General features: G+C 74.3%; 14 protein-coding genes. 12 read left to right on the forward strand and 2 right to left on the reverse strand.

The features are described 5' to 3' along the window. Positions 1–783: 783 nt before the first annotated feature. Positions 784–1,941 carry a hypothetical protein gene (locus DB033_RS20460; RefSeq protein ID WP_157970435.1) on the forward strand — a complete coding sequence of 386 codons (1,158 nt, stop codon included), beginning with the start codon at positions 784–786 and terminating at the stop codon, positions 1,939–1,941. 246 nt (positions 1,942–2,187) lie between these two features. Here DB033_RS20460 and DB033_RS01015 read toward each other — a convergent pair whose 3' ends face one another. Both DB033_RS01015 and DB033_RS01020 read right to left on the reverse strand, forming a co-directional pair. Further along, a complete protein-coding gene (locus DB033_RS01015; RefSeq protein ID WP_111765064.1) occupies positions 2,188–3,819 on the reverse strand; it encodes a COG1470 family protein in 1,632 nt (543 codons plus the stop codon). Between the two features lie 34 nt (positions 3,820–3,853). Next, on the reverse strand, positions 3,854–6,037 hold the full coding sequence (locus tag DB033_RS01020; protein WP_111765065.1) for a transglycosylase family protein: 2,184 nt from the start codon (positions 6,035–6,037) through the stop codon (positions 3,854–3,856). Positions 6,038–6,246: 209 nt separating this feature from the next. Between DB033_RS01020 and DB033_RS01025 the strand changes: the two genes are divergently transcribed. From DB033_RS01025 to DB033_RS20880, 11 genes are all read left to right on the forward strand, one after another. After that, positions 6,247–8,619 carry an Hsp70 family protein gene (locus DB033_RS01025; protein ID WP_170315455.1) on the forward strand — a complete coding sequence of 791 codons (2,373 nt, stop codon included), beginning with the start codon at positions 6,247–6,249 and terminating at the stop codon, positions 8,617–8,619. Positions 8,620–8,753: 134 nt separating this feature from the next. Continuing rightward, positions 8,754–9,380, forward strand: a complete 627-nt coding sequence (locus DB033_RS01030) for a helix-turn-helix transcriptional regulator (RefSeq protein WP_111765067.1) — start codon at positions 8,754–8,756, stop codon at positions 9,378–9,380. Positions 9,381–9,435: 55 nt separating this feature from the next. Next, positions 9,436–10,125, forward strand: a complete 690-nt coding sequence (locus tag DB033_RS01035) for a Pvc16 family protein (RefSeq protein WP_111765068.1) — start codon at positions 9,436–9,438, stop codon at positions 10,123–10,125. Continuing rightward, entirely contained in the window at positions 10,122–12,170 is a 2,049-nt protein-coding gene (locus tag DB033_RS01040; protein WP_111765069.1) for an ATP-binding protein, read from the forward strand. Before DB033_RS01035 ends, DB033_RS01040 begins: the two co-directional genes overlap by 4 nt. Then, positions 12,167–14,293, forward strand: coding sequence for a zinc ribbon domain-containing protein (locus DB033_RS01045; RefSeq protein WP_111765070.1), 2,127 nt, complete (start codon positions 12,167–12,169; stop codon positions 14,291–14,293). Before DB033_RS01040 ends, DB033_RS01045 begins: the two co-directional genes overlap by 4 nt. Positions 14,294–14,402: 109 nt before the next feature. Continuing rightward, positions 14,403–15,167, forward strand: coding sequence for an eCIS core domain-containing protein (locus tag DB033_RS01050; RefSeq protein WP_111767137.1), 765 nt, complete (start codon positions 14,403–14,405; stop codon positions 15,165–15,167). Between the two features lie 39 nt (positions 15,168–15,206). Further along, entirely contained in the window at positions 15,207–19,109 is a 3,903-nt protein-coding gene (locus tag DB033_RS01055) for a hypothetical protein (RefSeq protein ID WP_111765071.1), read from the forward strand. A gap of 375 nt (positions 19,110–19,484) precedes the next feature. Continuing rightward, positions 19,485–21,035, forward strand: coding sequence for a phage tail sheath family protein (locus tag DB033_RS01060; protein WP_111765072.1), 1,551 nt, complete (start codon positions 19,485–19,487; stop codon positions 21,033–21,035). 76 nt (positions 21,036–21,111) lie between these two features. Then, positions 21,112–21,555, forward strand: coding sequence for a phage tail protein (locus DB033_RS01065; RefSeq protein WP_111765073.1), 444 nt, complete (start codon positions 21,112–21,114; stop codon positions 21,553–21,555). Next, positions 21,555–22,016: a hypothetical protein gene (locus DB033_RS01070; RefSeq protein WP_111767138.1), complete on the forward strand. Its 462-nt coding sequence runs from the start codon at positions 21,555–21,557 to the stop codon at positions 22,014–22,016. Before DB033_RS01065 ends, DB033_RS01070 begins: the two co-directional genes overlap by 1 nt. Further along, a complete protein-coding gene (locus DB033_RS20880) occupies positions 22,013–22,174 on the forward strand; it encodes a DUF6760 family protein (RefSeq protein ID WP_170315456.1) in 162 nt (53 codons plus the stop codon). Before DB033_RS01070 ends, DB033_RS20880 begins: the two co-directional genes overlap by 4 nt. Positions 22,175–22,176: the final 2 nt, after the last annotated feature.

The raw sequence follows: 22,176 nt of genomic DNA on the forward strand, positions 1-22,176 counted from the left end.
CGGCGCAGCGGAAAGAGGTGGTGCCGGTGCCCGGGCTGGGATGGGCGGGGTGGGCGGGAGCAGCGCCGGTGGTAGGCCCGGTGTGGCGGGCGGGGACGGTGCGGGTGCCTGGGTTTGCGTCGGCGCGGCGGGCGGGGACGGTGCGGGAGCCTCGGCGGGACCCGGCGCAGCGGACAAGGAAGATGCCGATTGCTGACTCGGCGCAGCGGGCGTGGACGGTGCGGGAGCCTGGGCGGGACCCGGCGCGGTGGGCGTGGACGGTGCCGGACCCTGGGCGGGCGTCGGCGCAGCGGGCGTGGACGGTGCCGCTTCCCGGCCGTGTCCCGGCACAGCGGGCGGAGAGGATGCCGGTGCCGGTGCCGGTGCCGGTGCCGGTACGAGCGTCGGCGCGGCAGGCGGCAAGGGCGGTGTCGTGGGGACCGCCGGTGTGGGTGCCGGGGCGGCCGGCGGTGCGAGCGCGGCGGGCGGGTCTGTCGCCGCGCCCCCTGGAATGGCTGTCGGAGCGGCGGTGCCGTCCCCCCAGCCGAGGAAGGTGCTGCACCCGGTGCAGAACATCGCGGCGTCGTCGTCGGCGACGCCGCACACCGCGCAGGTCTTCATCCGCCGCCCCGGGTCCGCGGCCGGTGGCCGTCGCCAGGGCCGTCGGACCGAGCACACCGCAGGCGGTGGACAGCGTCAAGCACGATGGCGGAACTGCCGTCACGACTGCCCTTTCGGGCCGACGATCAGGCAATGCAGCCCCTGGGCGACCCCCGACTGCGAGGATCGCGGCGGAGGTGCCGGGTGAGGGACATGGTCTGCGGCGCGTGCGGTGCGCACAACCGTCGGCCGGTCGACTTCTGCGCCTCCTGCGGCGCCTTCCTCGCCTGGGACGAGGCGCCGGACGCCCGCGACGACGGAGCGCCGCCGGCGGCTGACGGGCACCCACCCGCGGTGGACCGGCCCCCGGTCGACCACCCCCCGCCTGCCGCCGGGTCAGCCGGCGGGTTCCCGGACGACGACGACGTCCCGGTCGCCCGGTGGACGTTCGGGGCGGCCGCCCGCACCACCACCACGCACCCCGGCCCGTCCGCCACCCCCGCGACCCCCGCCGCGGCGGCCATCGCCGACCCGGCGCCCGCGGCGACCCACGACCCGGCGCCGCCCCCAAGGCGGACCTGCCCGCAGTGTGCGGCCCCGGCGGAGTCGGGGCGCCGGTTCTGCCGCCGCTGCGGGTTCCAGCTGGTGCACCCGGCCGCCGACGCGGCGCCGCCGTCGGCCGCACCGGACCCGCGGCTGCCGTGGTGGCGGTGGCGCCCGGGCGGTGCGACCCGGGCGGCGTGGCGACGCAGCCTCCCGCTGCGCTACCGGGTGCGCCGCTGGCTCTTCGGCGTGCTCGGGATCGGGCTTCTGATCGGCGGTCTCACCCTCATCGGGCGCGACCCGGTCGGCTGGGCGGCGGACCGGTGGAACGACCTGCGCGACGTCCAGGTGCCGGTCGGTGATCTCACCGCGGTGGCCGTGCCCGCCGAGAGCGCCGACGGCCCGGGCAGTGCGGCGGTCGACCGGCGTCTTGACACCGCCTGGGTGACGCCGTGGCCGGCCGGCAGCGCGCCGGCCACCGACTGCGCGGCACCCCGCACCGACGCCGACCCCGCCGCCCCCGGCGCGCTGCTGGTCGGTCTGGGCGCCACCCGCGAGGTGCGGACCGTCCGCATCCATCCGGGACCGCCGTCAGCCGACCAGCGCGCCACCGAACCCCGGCCTCGACGCATCCAGATCGGTTGGGCGGACGGCTGTGTCACGGTGGACGTACCGGACACCGCGGCGCCGGTGACCACAGCGGTGCGCATCTCCGCGGACACCGTGTGGCTGTCCGTCGTCGAGGTGTGGCCGGCCGCGACCCCCGATGCGCGGCCCGAGGTGTCGGTCACCGAGGTGGAGTTCCTGGCCCGTCCCTGACCGCGGAGCCGCAGCGGACACGACGGACCCGGCCTCAGCGGGCGGGTACGGGTTGCGCGTCCGGGCGGGTCCGCGGCGGACCCGGCCTCGGCGGGCGGGTACGGGCTGCGCGTGCGGGCGGGTCGACGGCGGACCCGGCCTGAGCGGGCGGGTACGGGCTGCGCGTGCGGGCGGGTCCACGGCGGACCCGGCCTGAGCGGGCGGGTACGGGCTGCGCGTGCGGGCGGGTCCACGGCGGACCCGGCCTCAGCGGGCGGGTACGGGCTGCGCGTCCAGGCAGATCCACGACGGACCGGAACCGGTGGCGCAGAAGGCCGTCACCTCGGCCGGGGACGCGAACGGGCCGACGTAGACGATGTAGCTGTCGTTCACCACCGGCGCGGCCCCGAGCGTCAGGCCCGGATGGTCGGCCGACGCGAGCACCGCGACGGTCCGGTCCGGGAACTGCGCCTGCAGGGTGTCGCGCCGCTGGGCCGCCCGTCCCTGCGGGTCCACGTCCGTCACCGGATACACCGCCAGCACGGCGATGTGGGCGCCGGCGGCGAACGTCGTGCCGGTCGCCGGCGTCGTCTCCGACGTCGATGCCGTCTCCGACGCCGGTGTCGTCTCCGACGCGGACGTCGCCACCGACCCGCTCGCGGGCGGGACCACCGGCGTCGGCACGGAAGCGGGCGGCACCGCGACGGACCCGGGCAGCGGCGTCTCCGGAACCGTCGGCGCGGCCGACGCCGGGGCTGCCGACGTCGGCGCGGGCACCTCGGAGGTCACCGGCGCGGCGTCCGTCGCGCTCGCCGACGCAGCGGCCGTGGGGACGGTCGCGCAGGCCGGCGGCGACACCGGCCCGACCGACGTGCCGCGCCGGGCCTGCAGGGCGTAGCAGTAGGTGGTGCCGCCGACGACGTCGGTGACGACCTGGACGCCCTGCCCACCGGGCAGCGCGGTGAGCGGCCCACGCGCGCCGTCGATGACCGGGAACAGGTCGTAGCCGTCGACGCCGGGCTGTGGCGTCCACCGGAGGGTCAGGGCGTCCACCGCGGCCACCGCCGTCAGCTCGGGACGGTCGGGGATGCCGGTGGTGAGGACGTTCCCGGTCTCCGACGTCGGCCGCGTGAGCGCCCAGGCGACACCGCCACCCACCAGGAGCACGGCCACCGTGGACACCGTCACCACCGCCCGGGACAGGATGGGCCGCTGGGTGAACGCGGCGTCGACGACCACCCGCCGCCCGTCGGAGCCGACGAGGCCCGGTACTGACGGCGCCGGTTCCGGCGGGTCGGGTTCGGCGGTGACCGAGAACGGCCGCCGCACCGGGGTCCCGCGCAGGAACGGACGCCGGGTCCGCACCGCGACCCGGGTGACTCCGGACGCCCCGACCGGCAGGTGCAGCCGGTCGGGCAGCACCGCACAGTCCAGATTCTCGTCCGGGTCGCTCGCGCCGACCCGGAGGGTCACCGCGGCGTTGCCCCAGTTCGACACCGTGACGAGATGCCGTCCGCGCCAGCGGCCGTGGGAGGTCAGCGGCACCGTGCGCGCGGTGAGGCCGAAGACCCGTCCGACGTCCAGATCGCCCTCGACGACGGTGACCTCGCCGGAGTCGACGACCGAGGTGACCCGGACGCCGAAGGGCAGCCGGCCGCCGGTGCCGGCGGCGCCGTCGGGCGGGCTGAAGAGCAGTACCGCGGACGCCTCCTGGCCCGGGTACACCTGGATCTCGGCCGGGCTCACCGTGCCGAAGTCGGCCACCTCCGCCCCGAGCAGTTCCAGGCGGTATCCCTCGACGATGTCGCCGGGGTTGCCGATGGTGAGCGTGCCGCGGGCCTGCCCGCCGGGCTCCGCCGACAGCGTCTCCGGTTCCAGCCGCACCGTCGGCCCCGTCATGACCTCTCCTCATCGCGGCGCGCGGCGGCCGCCGTCACGGCGGACTTCCGTCCGGCAGGTCCCAGGTGGGCGGCGACGGGTCGTCGACGTCCGTCGTGGCACCGGGAACAGCGCTCGCGTAACGCATCTCGGCGGGGTCGGTGAGGCCGTCCCAGTCGCTGTCCGCGAGCGTCGGGTTGAAACCCGCGGCCACCTCGACGCTGTCGGTGAGCCCGTCGGCGTCGGTGTCGGCGCGCAGCGGGTCCGAGTGGCTGCCCAGGTGCTCGTAGGCGTCGCTGAGCCCGTCGTCGTCGGTGTCGGCGCGCAGCGGGTCCGTGCCGAGCAGCCGTTCGAACTCGTCGGTGAGCCCGTCGGCGTCGGCGTCGTTCCCGCCGTCGGCCATCGGCGCGCCGGCGTCGATGACGTCGTACCGTGGTCCGGAATCCAGCGGGGCGGTCTCCGGTGGCGTGACGGCCGGCGGGTCCGGTGCGGCGATGTGACCGAGGACGCCGTCGACGTAGTCCCGGATCGTCGGGTTGTGGTTGGCCGGGGTGCCCGGGGCGACGTCCCACCCGGACTTCGGTCCCTGCTGGCCGCCCTCGCCGGCGAAGTGGGCGGCGATCACCCGCTCCCAGTCGCCCAGCCGGGCGTAGGCCGCCGTCACGTCGGCCCGCATCCTGGCGTCCTGTACCTCGGGCGGTGCGTCGGCGGCGTGGTCGTACCCGCCGTAGCCGTCCCAGGTGCCGTCGATGTACTGGTAGGCGCCGGAGGCGGTGCTGGTCGGGTTCTCGGCGCGGTAGTCGCCGCCCGACTCCTGCTGCATGATGCCGGCCATCACCCGGTCGACGTCCAGGTCGTCCGCGTCGACCGGTCCGTCGGGCACGGCCGCGGGAGCGTCGACGGACGCCGTCACCGCGGCCGGGTCGACCGTGCCCAGCCCGGGTAGCACCGCCGCGTACTCGAAGCGGTCGCCGACGTCGCGGGTGGTGACCCCGAACGTGGTGCTGGCCGCCTCGACGGTGCGCCCGTCGCCCAGGCTGATCGCCACGTGGGCCTGGTCCGGACGGGCACCGCCCGGGGTCGGCTCGGACGAGAAGTGGAAGACCAGTGCGCCGGGGGTGTGTGCGGCCTGCTCCACCGGGATCAGCAGACCCTGCTCCTTGAGCTCGAGATACTGCAGGTACGAGGCACCTTCGAGGTCGATGCCGACCCGGGCGGCCGCCCACTGGGTGAACTCGGCGCAGTCGAAGACGTCGGGGTCCGGGTCGTCGGGATCGGTGTCCACGCCGAACTCGTACCGGTCGCCGACCTGCGCCAGAGCGGCGTCCAGCATGGTGCGGACGACACCCGACGCGCCGGCCGCGGGGCCCGCCGCCGCCGCTTCGACCGGCGGCGGGACCGGTGCGACCGGCGCGACCGCGACGTCGGCGACCCGGGCGTCCCGGCCGTGCCGGAGTTCCGCGTCGTCGGAGAGCCCGTCCCGGTCGGTGTCCACCGCCGTCGCGTCCAGGCCGAGGCTGACCTCCAGGCTGTCGGTCAGCCGGTCGCCGTCGGTGTCGGCGCGCAGCGGATCCAGTCCGGCGGCGCGCTCCGCGGCGTCGGCCAGGCCGTCCGCGTCGGTGTCGGCCAGCGCCGGCCGGGGCCCGTGGACGTCGGGCACGAGCGGGGAAGAGGTGGCCCAGTCGGCGGCGTCGGGCACCGCGTCGCCGTCGGTGTCGGCCCGCAGCGGGTCGGTGCCGCTGGTGACGAGCTCGAAGGCGTCGGTGAGGCTGTCGGCGTCGGTGTCGATCGAGGTGGGGTCGGTGCCGGCCAGCCGCTCGAACTCGTCGGTGAGGCCGTCGTTGTCGCTGTCGCCGCCCCCGCCACCCAGCGCGGTGCCGCCGTCGATCTGGTCGTATCCGGTGGGTACGGGACCGGCCGCGCCCGCCCGGGTCAGGGTCAGGACGGCGGGCAGGAACATCCGGTAGTCGGGATCACGCCCGTCCCACGGCGACAGGTCCGTGCCGCGGGCCGAGAGTTCGTACGCGGCACGGGCACTCACCAGTGGATCGTCGAGATCCCCGAAGCGGCCCGCGGTCGCCGGGTCCAGCTGCCACAGCCCGACGCCGTCCGGCGACGCGAGGTCGTTGACCCCGTGCGACTCCGCGAGCGCGACCGCCGTCCACGTGACGGCCTGCTCGGGGGTGAAGCCCGCCTGCAGGGCGACGCGGTAGATCTCGATCGCGGTCAGTACGGCCATCTCGTTCCTCGACGGGGTCCTTCCCGGGTACCGGCGACGTACGGCGGCCGCGCACCCGCGGGGTGGCCGGCGTCGTGTGCCGATCATCGGCGGGCGGAGCGCCGTCCGGAAGCGGACGGGTCCCGCGGCACCGATGTCTGCCCCTTCGGGCTGCCTCGAAGGCCCGATCGACTCCCGACGGCGACGTCCGCGCGCGACAGACTGGTGCGGTGGCGGAGGCGTTGGCGTACGGGCTGAGCGTGGACCTCGGCACCACCTACACGGCGGCGGCGACGCTGACGCTGGACAGCGCCGCACGCCCGGAGGCGGTGGGACTGGGCAACCGCGCGCTGCAGATCCCGTCGGTGCTGTTCCTCGGGCCGGACGGGGAGGTGCTCGTCGGCGAGGCGGCCGAGCGCCGGGCCGCCGCCGACCCGTCGCGGGTGGCCCGGGAGTTCAAGCGGCGCATCGGCGATCCCGTCCCGATGGTGGTGGCCGGTTCGCCCTACTCGGCCCAGTCGCTGACCGCCCGGCTGCTGCGGGCGGTGGTCGCCCAGGTCGTCGAGGCCCGTGGCGGGTCCCCGGCCTGGGTGGTGCTGACCCATCCGGCGAACTGGGGTCCCTTCAAGCTGGACCTGCTGCGTCAGGCCGCGGCCCTGGCCGATCTGCCCGACGTCCGGCTGTGCCCGGAGCCGGTGGGGGCGGCGCTGCAGTTCGCGGCGACCCGGCCGGTGGGAGTGGGCGAACGCATCGCGGTGTTCGACCTGGGCGGCGGCACCTTCGACGCCTGCGTGCTGATCCGCACCGCCGGCGGCTTCGAGATCCTCGGCCGTCCCGACGGTGTCGAACACCTCGGGGGTGCCGACTTCGACGAGGCGGTGTTCCGGCACGTGCTCGGCGCCGCGGCCGTCGACCTGTCCGGGGTGGACGTCCGGGATCCGGCGCTGACCCGGTTGCGCCGGGACTGCGTCGACGCCAAGGAGGCGCTGTCGGCCGACCCCGAGACGTTCGTGGTCCTGTCGCCGGCCGGCACCGCCCAGCAGGTACGGCTGACCCGGTCCGAGTTCGAGGAGATGATCCGGCCGGCGGTCCGGGAGGCGCTGGACGCCACCCGCCGTACGCTGCGGTCGGCGCAGGTCGAGCCGGCCGACCTGCGGACCGTGGTGCTCATCGGCGGTTCGTCGCGCATCCCGCTGGTGGCCGAGATGGTGGTGGCCGCCTTCGGGCGGCCGGTGGCGCGGACCGGAAACCCCAAACACGACGTCGTCCTCGGCGCCCTCTGGACCGGCCCCGGCGTCGCGCTGCCGCCCGCGCCGGACCCCGCCGGCCCGTCGTCGGAGGTGGAGGATGCCGACCCCTCCGACGGCACACCCCCGGTCGGTGTGCGGCGCGACGACGACGACGCCGGCGCCGCCGCCCGTCCCGGCCGCCGGCCGCTGCTGCTGGCCCTCGGGGCGGCCTTCGCGGTGGTCCTCGTGGTCGGCGCGGTCGTCTGGTGGCCCCGGACGGACGGTGGCGGTGGGACCTCGCCGCTGGGCGGAACCACCTCAACCGCGCCGACCACCCCCGCCGCTTCCACGCCGGCCGTCACGACCACGTCGGATCCCGCTCCGGACCCGTCGTCCGACGCCGCCGCGACCGACCCGACCGGCACCGCGGGCGGCCCTGCGGGACCGACGGACCCGGGCATCCCGCAGGCGCCGACCCCACTGCCGGAAGCGACCGTGATCGCCGCGCTGGACGTCGACGGCGTCCAGGGGCTGTACCCGGTGGACACGGTCACCGGCGCGATCGGCGTCCGGTTGCCCACCGCGTCGGTGGAGAAAGCGACGGTGTCGCCGGACCGTCGGTCGATGGTGTACCTGCGGGCCTTCGACGGCGGCACCGAGCTGCGCGTGATCGGCACCGACGGCAGCGGCGACCGCCCGCTGTTCGCGATCCGGCATCCGGAATGCCAGCGGTACTACACACCGGCCTGGAGTCCCACCGATCCGGATCTGGTCGCGGCCGCCTGTGCGGTCACCCGGCCCAACGCCGAGAAGCCCAACCAGGCGGCCCAGGACGTCTTCAGCATGCTGGTGTTCTCGGTGTCCGACGGGTCGGTGGTGACCCGCATCCCGGTCGACTTCGACTGGTACGACGGGCTCTCCTTCTCCGCCGACGGCACCCGGCTGGCCTTCTTCGGCTGGGCGTGGAACGACACGCACCTGTCGCTGTACGACGTCGCCGCCGACGGCAGCGAACGGTCGCCGACCCGGTTGACCGACGACCACGAGGACTTCGACCCGGTGTACTCACCGGAGACGGGCAGCTCGGCGATCGCCTTCCGGCGGCTGACCGATCCCGGGGACGGCCGGCCCGTCTACGACATCGACGTGCTGGACACCGGTTCCGCGGCCCCGAGACGGGTCCCCACCGACTCCGACGACAACGAGATCGACCCGTCGTGGTCGCCCGACGGGAGCCGCCTGGTCTACCGCTCCAGCCGCGGACTCGCCGACGACCAGCTCTACCGGTACTGGATCGCCGACGCGGACGGCGGCGGCGCACGGCTGCTGACCGACCTGCCCGCGCTCGCCCCGGCCGCGTGGGGTCGCCGCTGACCCCGCCGACGGATCCCGCCGGCCGTTGAGGATCCGTTGACCGCGGCGTCGACGTCGTGTTGATCCGGCGTTGAGCGGCCCGTCCCACAATGCCCGCACAGGCACGGTTCCCGGTTCTTCAGGAAGGCACGACCATGCAGCTGCCGGTGGCGACCTACGTGTACGCCGACGACCCGATCTCGCAGGCCGGGGTGATCAGCCAGCTCCGGGGCCGTCCGGAGATCCGGGTCGTCGACGCGGCGCACCTCGACGACGCGGCCGTCGCGGTGGTCGTCGCGGACGTCCTCACCGACGACGTGGTGCGGGTGCTCCGGGCCCTGCAGCGCGGGTCCGTGCCCCGGACCGTGCTGGTCGCCCGGGTGGTCGACGACAGCACCGTGGTCACCGCCGCGGAGGCGGGCGTCGGGGGGCTGCTGCGCCGGGAGGGCACCACGCCCGACATCCTGGTCCGCGCCCTGGTCCGGGTCGCCGCCGGCGAGGGGGAGATCCCGCCCGACCTGCTCGGCCGGCTGCTCGGCCAGGTCGGCCGGCTGCAGCGGCAGGTCCTCGCGCCGCGCGGCATCGCCTTCTCCGGTCTCACCCCGCGGGAGGCGGAGGTGCTCAAGCTGGTGGCCACCGGTCACGACACCGCCGAGATCGCGGGCCGGCTCTGCTACAGCCAGCGCACCGTGAAGAACATCCTGCACGACGTCACCACGCGCCTGCAGCTGCGCAACCGCTCGCACGCGGTGGCCTACGCGGTGCGGGAGGGACTCATCTGATGACGACGGCCAGCCGTGCCCGCCGGCGCCCCTCCCCGGACGAGGGCCGGCGGCGGTGATCCACGAGGTGGACGTGGCGCTGCGCGCGCTGATCGAACGCGACGCCGCCGACGGTGCCCAGGTCGAGGTGGTCTTCGACGCGCCGACCAAGGAGTGGTCCAGCCGCCGCAACGTGCCCACCGTCGACGTCTACCTCTACGACATCCGGGAGGACCTACGCCGCCGGGAACGGGGGCTGGTCAACGAGTACCGCGACGGCCAGGTGGCCGCCCGGCGGCTGCCGCCCCGCTGGTTCAAGCTGTCCTACCTGGTGACCGCGTGGACGCAGCGACCCGAGGACGAGCACCGGCTGCTGTCCACGCTGCTGGCCTGCTTCCTGCGCCACGAGGCGCTGCCCGCGGAATTCGTCACCGGACCGCTCGGTGAGCTCGGACTGCCGGTGCCGGTGAGCATCGGACTGCCGCCGCCGGAGGACCGTTCCTTCGCCGACGTCTGGACCGCGCTCGGCGGCGAGCTCAAGCCGTCGCTGGACGTGGTGATCAGCGCACCGACCGACACCGGCCGGCGGTTCGAGGCCGGCCCGCCGGTGGACGCGCCCGTCACGCTGTCCGTCGGCGGCACCACGGACTGGCCTCCTCGGGAGACCCGCGACGGCGCCGCCCGTCGCGCCGTCCGCGACACCCCCGTCCCCGTCGCTCCGGCACCGTCTCGGCGCCGCCGGGCCCGCTCCGGGGAGACGTCGTGAGCAGGCCAGGGGACGACTTCCTCACCGGTCGGCTCGCCGACCTCCAGGCCCGGGTCCGGCAGCTGGTCGAGCACCGCCGGCGCGGCGACCCGCACCCGGACGACCCGTTCCGGGGGCTGTACCTGGGCGACGACGCGGTCGACCAGCTGCTCGTCCCGCCGGAGGCCGACCCACCCGCGGCGGGGCACGCGGTCCCGGTGGCCGCCGCCGCGCCGCGATCCCGGCTAAGCCGGTTGTCCGACGCCGCCGGACTGGACGACACGGACGTCGACCTGGTGCTGGTCGCCGCGCTGCCCGACCTGGACAGCCGCTACGAACGGCTCTACGGCTACCTCAACGACGACGTCACGCGCCGCCGCGTCTCGATCGGGACCGCCCTCGTGCTGGTCGGTCTCGCGGTCGACGCCGCGCCGGCGCGCGCCCGCCTGCTGCCCGGCGGTCCGCTCGTCGACCGTGGTCTCGTGCTCGTCGACGACGCCGACCGGCCGTTCCCGACCCGGGCGCTGCGGGTCCCCGACCGGGTCACCGCGCACCTGCTCGGTGACGACGCCGCCGACCCGCACCTGGCCGACGTGCTGGTCGACCTGCAGCCGTTCCGCGGACCGGTGGCGGAGCGGCTGGCCGACGCCCTCGCGGCGGGGCGCCGGTTGTTCCACCTGCGAGAGCAGGGCGCCGGGGTGGGCTCCGCCGCGGCCGCCGCGGCGTTGACCGCCACCGGCCGGCGGGCGCTCGGCGTCGACCTCGGCCGGCTCCGGTCCGCTCCCGACGTCGCCGCCCTGATCACCGTTCTCGGCCGGGAGGCGCTGCTCCGTGGGGCCGGGGTGGTGGCCGGGCCGGTGGACGTGCTCGCCGGATCCGATCTGGACGCGGTGCGCCGGCTCGCCGATCTGCGCGTCCCGGTGGTCCTGGTGGGGACCGGCACCTGGGACCCGCACTGGTCCACCTCCGTGCCCACCGCGTTCGACGTCCCCATCCTCACCCCGGCGGAACGCCGGAGCGTCTGGCTGCGAGCGCTGGACGACCTCCCGGACGCCGCTGCGCCCACGGTCGAGGCGGTCCCGGTCCACTTCGTGCTGGGGCCCCGGCAGATCGCGCAGGCGGTCCGGGCGGCGGCCTCAGGAGGCGTCGCCGACGGTGCGGTCCGGCTCGACGCGGCCGGCCTCCGGCGCGGCGCCCGCAGCCAGAACGCGGCGGGCCTGGAGCGGCTGGCCCGGCGCGTCGAGCCCGTGGTGGGGTGGGACGACATCGTTCTGCCCGACGCAGCTCTCGGGCAACTGCGCGAGCTGACGTCCCGCGCCCGGCACCGCGACCGGGTGCTGCTGGAGTGGGGGATGCGGCCCGGCGGCGGCCGCGGCCGCGGGGTCACCGCCCTCTTCGCCGGCGACTCGGGCACCGGGAAGACGATGTCGGCCGAGGTGATCGCGCACGACCTCGGTCTGGACCTGTACACGGTGAACCTCGCCACCGTGGTGGACAAGTACATCGGCGAGACCGAGAAGAACCTCGAGCGCATCTTCGCCGAGGCCGACGGCGTCAACGCGGTGCTGCTGTTCGACGAGGCGGACGCCATCTTCGGCAAGCGCAGCGAGGTGCGCGACGCCCACGACCGCTACGCCAACATCGAGAGCGCCTACCTGCTCCAGCGGATGGAGACCTTCGACGGGCTGGCCGTGCTGTCGACGAACCTGCGGTCCAACATCGACGACGCGTTCACCCGGCGGCTGGACATGATCGTGGACTTCCCGGCACCCGACGAGACGAGCCGGCTGGCCATCTGGGAGCGCTGTCTCGTCCCGCCGCTGCCGTGCGACCCGGACCTCGACCTCGCCTTCTGCGCCCGCGCCTTCACGCTGTCGGGCGGCAACATCCGCTCCGCCGCCATCACGGCCGCGTACCTCGCGGCGGGCGGGGAGGGTGTGCTCGGGATGGCGGAGCTGATCGCGGCCGTCCAGCAGGAGTACCGCAAACTCGGCCGGCTCGTGCTGGAGCGCGAGTTCGGGCCCTACCTGGCCGGTGCCGGTGTCACCCCGGGGAGGGACCGATGAACCACAAGCTCTGCACCCAGTGCGGCGAGCGCAACGAGCCGACCGCCGAGTTCTGCGTGGCGTGCCTCGCTTTCCTGCCGTGGTCCGGGAGCGACGCGGACGACACCGTCGCCGACAGCGGGGTGACCGCCCCGGCGGTCGGTGCCGCACCCCGATCCGGCGACGCCACCACGGTGCTCGACCTGCGGGCGCCGACCGGGCCGACCCGGCACCCGGTCGCGGGGGCGGGAGCAGTGCCCGGGCCGGTCGCGGGGATGCCGCCGACGGACCGGACGGCGGATCGCCCGTCCGCCCCCGCGCCGGCGACCCGGTCCACGTCCGTCGAGCCGCTTCGGGTCTCCGTCGACGCTCCCGAGACCCTGCTACCCCCCGACGGGGCGCCGGCCGTCGTGACGGCCCGGCTGTTCAACGCCTCCGGCATCGTGGACGGCTTCGCGGTGGAGCTGCTGCGACCTCCGCCGTGGGTCACCCTGCGCCCCGTCGAGGTGCGGCTGATGCCCGACGCCACCGCCGATCTCGCGGTGCAGCTGCACCCGGTGCCCGCCGCGGTCGCCCCCGCCGGGCGGCACCGGCTCGCCCTGCGGATCCGGTCGGCCGCCGACCCCTCGGTGTCGGTACCGCTGCCCGTGGTGCTGGTGGTGCCGCCCAACCACGCCCCGCTCACGCTGTCCGCCGAGCCGTCGGTGGTCCGGGTCCGCGACGGTGCCGAGGCGACCCTGGTGGTGACGGTGGACAACGCCGCCGGGAACGCCGAACGGCGGGCGGTGCTGCGCGGCACGGACCCGGAACGTCTGGTGCGGTTCGGGTTCCGGCCGCCCGCCGTCGACGTCGCCCCCGGCGGCCGCGCGCACGTCCGGGTGTCGGTCACCGCGCCGGCGCCGGAGCCGGGACGGGAACTGAGCCGCATGCTGACGTTGGCGGTGGACGGGCCCGGCCGCCCGGTCACGGTCACCCTGCTGCAGTCCGCGTCCGCGGCGCCGGTCGACCGGCCCTACGAACTGGAGCTCACCCCACAGCTGCTCCGGCTGCGCGACACCGGCTACGGGCGGGTCCGTGTGGTGGTGGACAACAAGGCCGGGGTGCGCCCGTTGCGGATCACCCTGACGGCCGCCGACCCGGAGTCCAGCCTGCGGTTCGCCTTCCGGCCGCCCGTGGTCGACGTCCCCCGGGGTGGCGAGGCCGGCGCCGAACTGCACCTCGAGGCGGCGCCGCCCGGGCCGGGCCAGGAGGTCCACCGGCCGTACACCGTCACCGGTTGGGACGGCGAGCGGGAGATCGGTGTCGAGGGGGCGCTCGTGCTGAGCACGTCACCGCCGCCGCCGGACCGGCCGCTGGCCGTCCGCCTGGACCCCAGCGTGGTCCGGGTCCGGGACGCGAGCTCCGGGGAGCTCGCAGTCGTCGCCGACAACCGCGGCGGCGGCCGGAGCCGCAGCGTGACCTTCGGCGCCTTCGACCCCGAGCGGACGATGCGGTTCGAGTTCCGGCCACCCTCGGTCGCCGTGCCGGCGGGCGCCGCGGCCACGGTGGCGCTGCGGGTCTCGGCACCCCGGGGTGCGGGTGGCGAGCAGGCGGCGCGACCGTTCACGGTGGTGGCCACCGACGGTGCGGCGGAAACCGAAGCGCCGGGCAGCTTCATCCAGGAGTTCTCCGACCGCCGGCCGCTGTGGCGCTCGGTCCTGACGGTCGGCGGCGGTGCGCTGGCGGTGGCCGGCGCGTTCCTGCCCTGGCACGTCGGCGCCGGCGTCGACGTTCCGTCGGAGACCGGCATCCCGGTGGGGAGCGAGATCACCGGCGTGGAGTGGGGTCTGCCCACCGTCGAGGTGGCCGCCGGGAACACCGACGTGGGGCTCGCACTGCCCGACCTGCCCGACCAGGTGGACCCGTTCGTCTCGGCCGGTGCGGTGCTGATGCTGCTGGCCGTGCTGGCCGTGTTCGGACGGCTCGGCCCCACCGGGCGGCTGACCCGGGTGTCCGCGCTGCTGGCGCTGCTGCTGCTCGGAGGCTTCCTGGTCGCGGCCGCCCTGGTGCCGGACACCGGACGGCTGGGGATCGGCGGCATCCTCGCGGCCGTGGGGTGTGTGGCGATGTTCACCGGTGGCCTCCTGGCGCGGCCCCGCCGCTGACGGTTGCCCCATCGGGCACCGCCGTCCGCCCCCGGGGACGGTCGTCGGACCCCTGCCCGGGCACCGTGCCGGTGACAGCATCGACCCGTCACCTCGGGAAGGCCTCGCCATGCGCACCCACTCGCACGACGCGGAGGAATCCGCACTGCGGCCTCGAGCCGCCCGGCTGGACACCGCGCCGCCGTCCGCGGCCGCGCGGGCCGCCGCCACCGGACATCGCGAGGTGCTCGACCCCGCGGGTGTTCTCGGCCTGCAGCGGGCCGCCGGCAACGCCGGCGTGGGTGCCGCGCTGGCCGAGGAACGGTCACCGGTGCACGAGGTGATCGGGTCGGGCGGCGGCAGTCCGCTGCCGCCGGACGTGCAGGCCGAGATGCAGACCCGGCTCGGGCACGACTTCGGTGACGTCCGCGTCCACACCGACGGCCGGGCGCACGAGTCCGCCCGCTCGGTCAACGCCCACGCCTACACCGTGGGGAGCAACGTGGTGTTCCAGCGGGACGCCTACGACCCGACCAGTACCGCGGGCAAGACGATGCTCGCCCACGAGCTCACCCATGTCGTCCAGCAGCGCAGCGGACCCGTGGACGGCACCCCTACCGGTGGCGGTATCCGGGTCAGCGACCCCGGGGACCGCTTCGAACGGGAGGCGGCGGCGAACGCGGAGCGGGTGATGTCCGTGCCGGCGCCTGCTGCGGCACCTGCGGTGTCGCCCGGCGCGGCCGCGGTGCAACGGGCGGAGGAGGACGAGGACGTCGCCGCCGGGTCCGCCCAGGGCACGTCCGTGCAGCGTGCGGAGGAGCCGGAGGAGGAGACCGCGCAGGGCGCGTTCGTCCAGCGGGCCGAAGCCCCGGAGGAGCAGGAGCAGGCGGACTGACCGGACCGCACCCGGAGGCGCCCGAATGAGCGACGTACGGTGACCGGCGGTTCCCGGTCGACGCCCGGTTCCCGAGCCGCGGCCGCCGACGCGCTGTCCGCGGCGCGCCGCAGGGCCGCGCCGGCCCGACCCGCGGCCGCCCCCGGCGGCATGCTGGGTCTCCAGCGCGCCGCCGGCAACGCGGCGGTGGGCGCGCTGCTGCGCGCCCGCCTGATGTCCCCGGGAGACGCCGCCCTCGCCGACATCGACGTCGCCCTCCGGGAGCTCAGGCGCGACGAGCCCGCGATCGAGCCCGTCGAGACCGGGCTGAAGGCCGCCAAGGCGGCCGGTGTCCCGGTGGACCTCGAAGGACAGAAACCGCCGCCCGCCGCGCTGGCCGTCACCACCACCGGGTTCGGGCCGGCCGCGGTCGCGGCGAAGAAGCCGGTGCCACCCCCGAAGCCGGTACCGGCCGTGAGCCCACTCGGCAAGGCGGGGGCCGGGAAGGCGCCGCGCGGCCGCGCCGGCGGCGCCGCGGCCGCCCCGCCGCCCCGGACACCGGCGGTCGTCGACGGGCCGGCCGCCGGGTTCGGCGACCTGCGGCTCCGGCCGCCGACCCCGCCACCGGGCGTCCGCCCCGAGCAGGATCCCGCCTTCACCGCCGTCACCGGCTCGGTCAAGCGGGTGGCCGCGGCCGCGCGAACCCATCCGCCGGCGGCCGCCAAGGCGGGGGAGGCGCAGGCCGCCGCGGTCCCGCCCGCCGGTGACGTGGCCGGGCAGGCCAAGGCCGCCAAGGCGGACGCGATGGACGCGCAACAGCCCGGGACCTTCGACAAACAGGCCTTCGTCGCCGCGGTCAAGACCGCCATCGAGGCGAAGTCGCCGAAGACCCTGAAGGAGGCCGACGACTACCACGGGTCGGGCAAGGCCGGTGAGGTCAAGGGCGCCGTCAAGGGTCTCGTGACGCAGGGCAAGGACGGCCAGACCAGGGACATCGCGGCCGCCACCGCGGCGCCGCCCGACGCGTCGAAGGCGGTGCCCAAGCCGGTCGTTCCGATGGCTCCCGAGGAGCCTGGTCACGCACCAACGGTGCCGGCGGCCGGCGCGGTGCCGAAACCGGCCCCGGCCGACCAGACCAACCTCGCCGCCGGGAAGCACCAGGCCAACCAGGAGATGGCCGAGGGAGAGGTCTCGGAGACCCAGCTCGCGCAGTCGGGGGAGCCGCAGTTCGAGCAGGCGCTGGCCGACAAGAAGGAGGCGGCCGCGCACGCCGACACCGCGCCGGCGGCGTTCCGCGCGCAGGAGAAGGAGGTCCTCGCCCAGCACCGCACCGACGCCGCGGCCGAGACGGGGGCGGGGGTGGCCGGGATGCAGTCGGCCAAGGGCGCGGCCCTGGCGAAACTGGTGGCGGACAAGGGGAAGACGAAGTCGAAGGACGAGGCCAGACGGGCCGAGGTCACGGGGCGCATCGACCAGATCTTCACCGCCACCGAGGCGGACGTGAAGAAGCTGCTCGACGGCATCGACCCGAAGGTGGAGGCGGCGTTCGAGAACGGGGAGGCCGCCGCCCGCGCGGCGTTCGAGCGGTTCGTCGCCGCCAAGATGTCGGCCTACAAGAAGGACCGCTACGGCGGCTGGCTCGGCGGGTTGCGGTGGGCCAAGGACAAGCTGCTCGGGATGCCCGACAAGGTCAACGAGTTCTACACCGCCGGGCGGGAGCTGTACCTCAAGCAGATGGACGCCGTCATCTCCCGCGTCGCCGACATCGTGGGCAACGACCTCACCGCCGCCAAACGCCGGATCGCCCAGGGGCGGTCCGAGATCGCCGTCTACGTCAAGGGTCTACCGAGGGACCTGCAGAAGGTCGGCGCCGAGGCGTCGCAGGCGATCGGGGAGCGGTTCCAGCAGTTGGAGAGCGACGTCGACGCCAAGCAGGAGGCCGTCGTCGACACGCTCGCGACGAAGTACGTCGAGTCCCGGAAGGGGCTGGACGAGCGGATCGAGGCGCTGCAGGCGGAGAACAAGGGGCTCGTCGACAAGGCCATCGGCGCCATCAAGGCGGTGATCAACACCATCCGCGAACTGGCGGCGATGCTGAAGAACGTCCTGTCGCGGGTGGCCGGGGTGGTCGGCGACATCATCAAGGCGCCGGTGGCCTTCCTCGGCAACCTCATCGCGGGCGTCAAGGGCGGCATCCTGAAATTCGCCGACAACATCCTCGACCACCTGCGCAAGGGCCTGATGAGCTGGCTGTTCGGCGCGCTGGCCGAGGGCGGTGTCGAGATCCCCGACAAGCTCGACGTCCGCGGCGTCGTCAAGCTGCTGGCGTCGCTGTTCGGATTGACCTGGACCAACATCCGCAACCGGCTGGTCCGCAAGATCGGCGAGAAGGCGATGACGGCCGCCGAGAAGGGCGTCGCCATCTTCCAGATCATCCGCACCGAGGGTGTGGCCGGACTCTGGCAGATGCTGGTCGAGAAGCTCGGCGACATCAAGGAGATGATCCTCGAGCAGGTCAGGGATTTCGTCGTCACCAGGATCATCACGGCCGGGATCACCTGGCTGATCGGGCTTCTCAACCCGGCGGCGGCGTTCATCAAGGCCTGCAAGCTGATCTACGACGTGGTCATGTTCTTCGTCAACAACGCCGGCCGCATCCTGAAGTTCGTCAACACCGTCATCGACTCGGTCGCCGACATCGTCCGCGGCAACGTCGGCGGCGTGGTCACCAGGATCAACGACGTCCTCGGGCAGATGGTGCCCATCCTCATCGGATTCCTCGCCAGCGTCATCGGTCTCGGGGGCATCGGCGAGAAGATCCGGGCGATCGTGCAGAAGCTGCAGAAGCCGGTCAACAAGGCCCTGGATCTCGTCATCACGACCGGGCTGAAGCTGGCCGGCCCGTTGATCCGTGGCCTGGCCGGCGTCAGCGGGAGGGTGAAGGCGAAGATCGCGGCCGGGAAGGCCTGGGTGAAGGGGAAGGTGGCGGCGGGGAAGGAGAAGGTCGCCGGCGTCCTCGGTGCCATCCCGGCCGCCTTCGGATTCCGGGCCGGCGGGGAAGCGCACCGGGTGTACATCGAGAAGTCCGGTACTCCCCGGGTCATGGTGGCCAGCAACCCGGCCGAGGCCGGTGCGGTGCTCGCGCACTACGGCCCCGAGATCGCCGCTTTCCCGGCCACCACTCCGGCGCAGACGCAGGCCCGCAGAGTGTTGCTCGACCATGTCGACACGGCGAGGGGCCGCCTGGGCGCGGTCAACGAGATGCTCAGCGGCGGCCGCCGCGCCACCGAGCAGAAGTTGTCGATGGCGCAGTACAAGCTGGGGCAGTCGATGGGGGCGATCTTCGAGGGCGTGCACCGCCAGCGGATGAAACTCGCGGGGCAGGTGCCCGGCTACACCACGCCCGGCGGTGAGGCCGGTGCATCCACCGGCTCGGTACGGTGTGTCGCCACCGTGACCGTGAGCTGCGGCGCGAAGGAGCGACCGTACCCGAGCTCCGGCGACCGCCCCGCCAACACCAGGGGGACCGCGGTCGACACCTCCGGAACCCCGACCCGGACAGCGCACGAGATGGACCTGGAGCACGTACTGACCGGTCGGGCCGGCGGATTCGTCATCGCGAGCGACGCGGCCACCGAGATGGCCGAGCGGAAAGCGGAATTCGTGACCCGGGCGACCGGTGACGAAGCGACGAGCACCCATGCGGAAGCGCGTCTGCTGACCCAGATCGAAGCGATGCTGGCGAAGGACCCCGCCTGGTCGAAACGGATCCGCGCGATCGAGATCAACATCTCGCACAGCCCGTGCCCGTCGTGCGTCGATCAGCTCCTGACGCTCCGGAAGAGACTCGACAACCCCGGCCTGCGGGTCAGCATCGTGCGCTGGGGCACCCGCTACCGCCTCACCACCGACCAGGGGGTGAACGCCCTCCGGCGGAGCTACACCTCCGTCGGCGGCCCCTGAGACCCCGGGGCCGAAGCACCTCCGTGCGCCCCCCGCGAACCGTGCCGGAGCTCAAGCCGGTGGGCGGCGGGAGCGGCGACAGGGTCGCACCGCGCCCTCGCCGCGTCCGGGCGTGAGTCCGACGGACACAGGCGGACACCGCAGCCCGCGCCGGCGCGGTGGGTCCGTGGGGTCGACCGGCAGGACCGCGCCGCCGCCCGGTTCCACGTCCACCGACGTCCTCGTGCAGCAGACCCGCCGGCGAGGGAGCCCGGTGCCGACGGTGCCCGATCGAGCACCCGACCCTGCCCCCGGTGGCGTCCCGCCGCACGTCTCCCGGCACCGCGAAACAGCGCAGCATTTCCGTTGTCCGGACGGATCTCTCAAGGAGGCAGCATGCCGACCTACCTCTCTCCCGGCGTGTACGTCGAGGAGGTCGACTCCGGGTCCCGGCCCATCGAAGGCGTCGGCACCGCCGTCGCCGCCTTCATCGGTCTCGCCGAGGACGGCGAGTTCAACACCCCGACACTCGTGCCGAACTGGAGCGAGTACACCCGCCACTTCGGCGGCTTCGTCGCGGGCTCGTACCTGGCCCAGTCGGTCTACGCCTACTTCCAGAACGGCGGCGGTAACTGCTATGTCGTCCGTATCGGCCAGGATCCCGCCGCCGGCCGCAACGGAGCGACCCGCTCCGCGCTGACCGCCGGCGCCCAGGCCATGCTCGGCAGCTACCGGGTCGTCGCCCTGGATGCCGGCACGCCCGACGGGTCGCTGGCGGTCGACATCCAGGGTGTCGACGGGGATGCGCCCGACGGCAGCTTCAAGCTCCTCGTCCGCCGGGGCGACCAGATCGTGGAGGAGTACGACCGGCTCACGACCGGCCGGGGCAAGTCCAACGTCGCCACCGCGGTCAACGCCGCGTCGAGCACGATCCGCATCGAGGAGACGACGACCACCGCCGCGGCCGCCGCGCCGACCGTCGGGGCCAGCGTCACCCTGCACACCCCGCCGCCGCCCGCCGCGGTGCCGTCGCCGCGGCTGACCGCCGAGGACTACGTCGGCGACGTCGCCGAACGCACCGGCTTCTCCGGCCTCGAGACCGTCGACACCGTCACCATGGTCTGCGTCCCGGACCTGATGAGCGCCTACCAGCAGGGCGCCATCGACCAGGACACGGTCAAGGCGGTACAGCTGGCGATGATCGCGCACTGCGAGCTGATGGGGAACCGGATCGCCATCCTGGACCCGCCGCCCGGTCTCAACGCCCAGCAGATCCGCGAGTGGCGCGTCGACAGGGCCGGCTACGACTCGAAGTTCGCGGCGCTGTACTGGCCGTGGGTCAAGGCGGCCGACCCGGCCACCGGCACCTTCACCCACATGCCGCCGTCCGGATTCGTGGCCGGCATTTGGGGGCGCAACGACGACAGCCGCGGCGTGCACAAGGCTCCCGCCAACGAGGTCGTCCGCGGAGCCCTGTCACTGGAGCTGCAGATCACCAAGAACGAACACGACCTGCTCAACCCGGTCGGGATCAACTGCCTGCGCAGCTTCCCCGGTCGCGGCATCCGGATCTGGGGCGCGCGCACCCTGTCGTCGGACCCGGCATGGCGGTACCTCAACGTGCGACGCTTGTTCAACTACCTCGAGGAGTCCATCCTCAACGGCACCAGCTGGGTCGTGTTCGAGCCCAACGACGACGCCCTGTGGTCGAAGATCCGGCGGACCATCAGCGCCTTCCTGGTCAACGAGTGGCGCAAGGGTGCGCTGTTCGGGCTCACCCCCGACGAGGCGTTCTTCGTCAAGTGCGACCGCGAGACCAACCCCGCGGAGGGCATCGACGCCGGCCAGGTGGTCTGTCAGATCGGTGTCGCCCCGGTCAAACCGGCGGAGTTCGTCGTCTTCCAGCTGTCCCAGTTCTCCGGCGGCACCAGCCTCGTCGCCGAGTGACCGGTGACCGGACCGGCTCCCACCGGTCCGGCCGCACGCACCCCTTCCCGCAGGCAGCACAGAAAGGCAGCACACCATGGCTTTGCCAGATCTCGACGGCTCGGTCGGTCACTCCTTCGGGCTGGAGATCGACGGGGTCCAGATCAAGTCCATCACCGAGGTCTCCGGGCTGAAGATGGAACAGGACGTCATCGAGCTCAAGCAGAACGGGCCCGACGGCAAGTACGTCATCAAGAAGCTGCCGGGACGGTGGAAGGCCGGCGAGGTCACCCTGAGCCGCGCCCTCACCGCCGATCAGAGCTTCGAGAAGTGGGTCAAGGACTCGCAGTTCGGGAAGATGGGCGACGTCCGCAAGGGCGGCGCGATCGTGGTCTACGACTACGAGGGCAACCCGGTCAAGCGCTACAAGCTGACCAACGCGTGGCCGAAGAGCCTCGAGATCGGTGCCCTGAAGGCCGGTGACACCAGCGTTCTCACCGAGAAGCTGATCGTCACCTACGAGCGGCTCGAAGTCGAATGATGCGTCGCGGTGCGCTGCTTGGGGCCCAGGACGGATCGCGCCCGGAGACGGTGGCGGCGCCGGCCGCCGCCGCCGCCCCGCCGGTGCGCGAGCAGCTGCGGACGGAGTTCCCGTTCGTGCTGCCCCGCGGGTACGTCGACGCCGCCGGCACCGTGCACCGGGACGGGGTGATGCGGCTGGCCACCGCCCGGGACGAACTCGTCCCCCTGCGCGACGACCGCGTCCGGGAGAACCCGCCCTACCTGACCGTCGTGCTGCTCGGCCGGGTGGTGACCCGGATCGGGACCGTCGAGGACGTGCACGCCGGCATCATCGAGAACCTGTTCGCCTCCGACCTCGCCTTCCTCCAGGACCTGTACCGGCGGGTCAACCAGGAGGGCCACACGCGGGCCGCGGTCACCTGCCCGAACTGCGCCCACCCCTTCGCCGTCGACGTCGGTGGTGGGCGCCTGGGGGAATGACGACGTACGCGCCCGACCGGCTCTACGCCGAGGTCGCGTACATCGCCTACCACTTCCACTGGCCGCTCGACGACCTCCTCGACCTGGAGCACCCCGAGCGCCGCCGGTTCGCCGAGGAGATCGGCGCCATCAACGTCCGGATCGAGCGGGGGAGGTGACC

This window comes from Nakamurella deserti, assembly GCF_003260015.1.
In the GTDB taxonomy this organism is placed as follows: Bacteria; Actinomycetota; Actinomycetes; order Mycobacteriales; family Nakamurellaceae; genus Nakamurella; species Nakamurella deserti.

Coding starts and splice junctions, on each gene's coding strand:
- DB033_RS20880 (WP_170315456.1), top strand. CDS start 22,013: ATGACGACGTACGCGCCCGACCGGCTCTACGCCGAGGTCGCGTACATC.
- DB033_RS01020 (WP_111765065.1), bottom strand. CDS start 6,037: ATGGCCGTACTGACCGCGATCGAGATCTACCGCGTCGCCCTGCAGGCG.
- DB033_RS01045 (WP_111765070.1), top strand. CDS start 12,167: ATGAACCACAAGCTCTGCACCCAGTGCGGCGAGCGCAACGAGCCGACC.
- DB033_RS01030 (WP_111765067.1), top strand. CDS start 8,754: ATGCAGCTGCCGGTGGCGACCTACGTGTACGCCGACGACCCGATCTCG.
- DB033_RS01065 (WP_111765073.1), top strand. CDS start 21,112: ATGGCTTTGCCAGATCTCGACGGCTCGGTCGGTCACTCCTTCGGGCTG.
- DB033_RS01050 (WP_111767137.1), top strand. CDS start 14,403: ATGCGCACCCACTCGCACGACGCGGAGGAATCCGCACTGCGGCCTCGA.
- DB033_RS01015 (WP_111765064.1), bottom strand. CDS start 3,819: ATGACGGGGCCGACGGTGCGGCTGGAACCGGAGACGCTGTCGGCGGAG.
- DB033_RS01070 (WP_111767138.1), top strand. CDS start 21,555: ATGCGTCGCGGTGCGCTGCTTGGGGCCCAGGACGGATCGCGCCCGGAG.
- DB033_RS01060 (WP_111765072.1), top strand. CDS start 19,485: ATGCCGACCTACCTCTCTCCCGGCGTGTACGTCGAGGAGGTCGACTCC.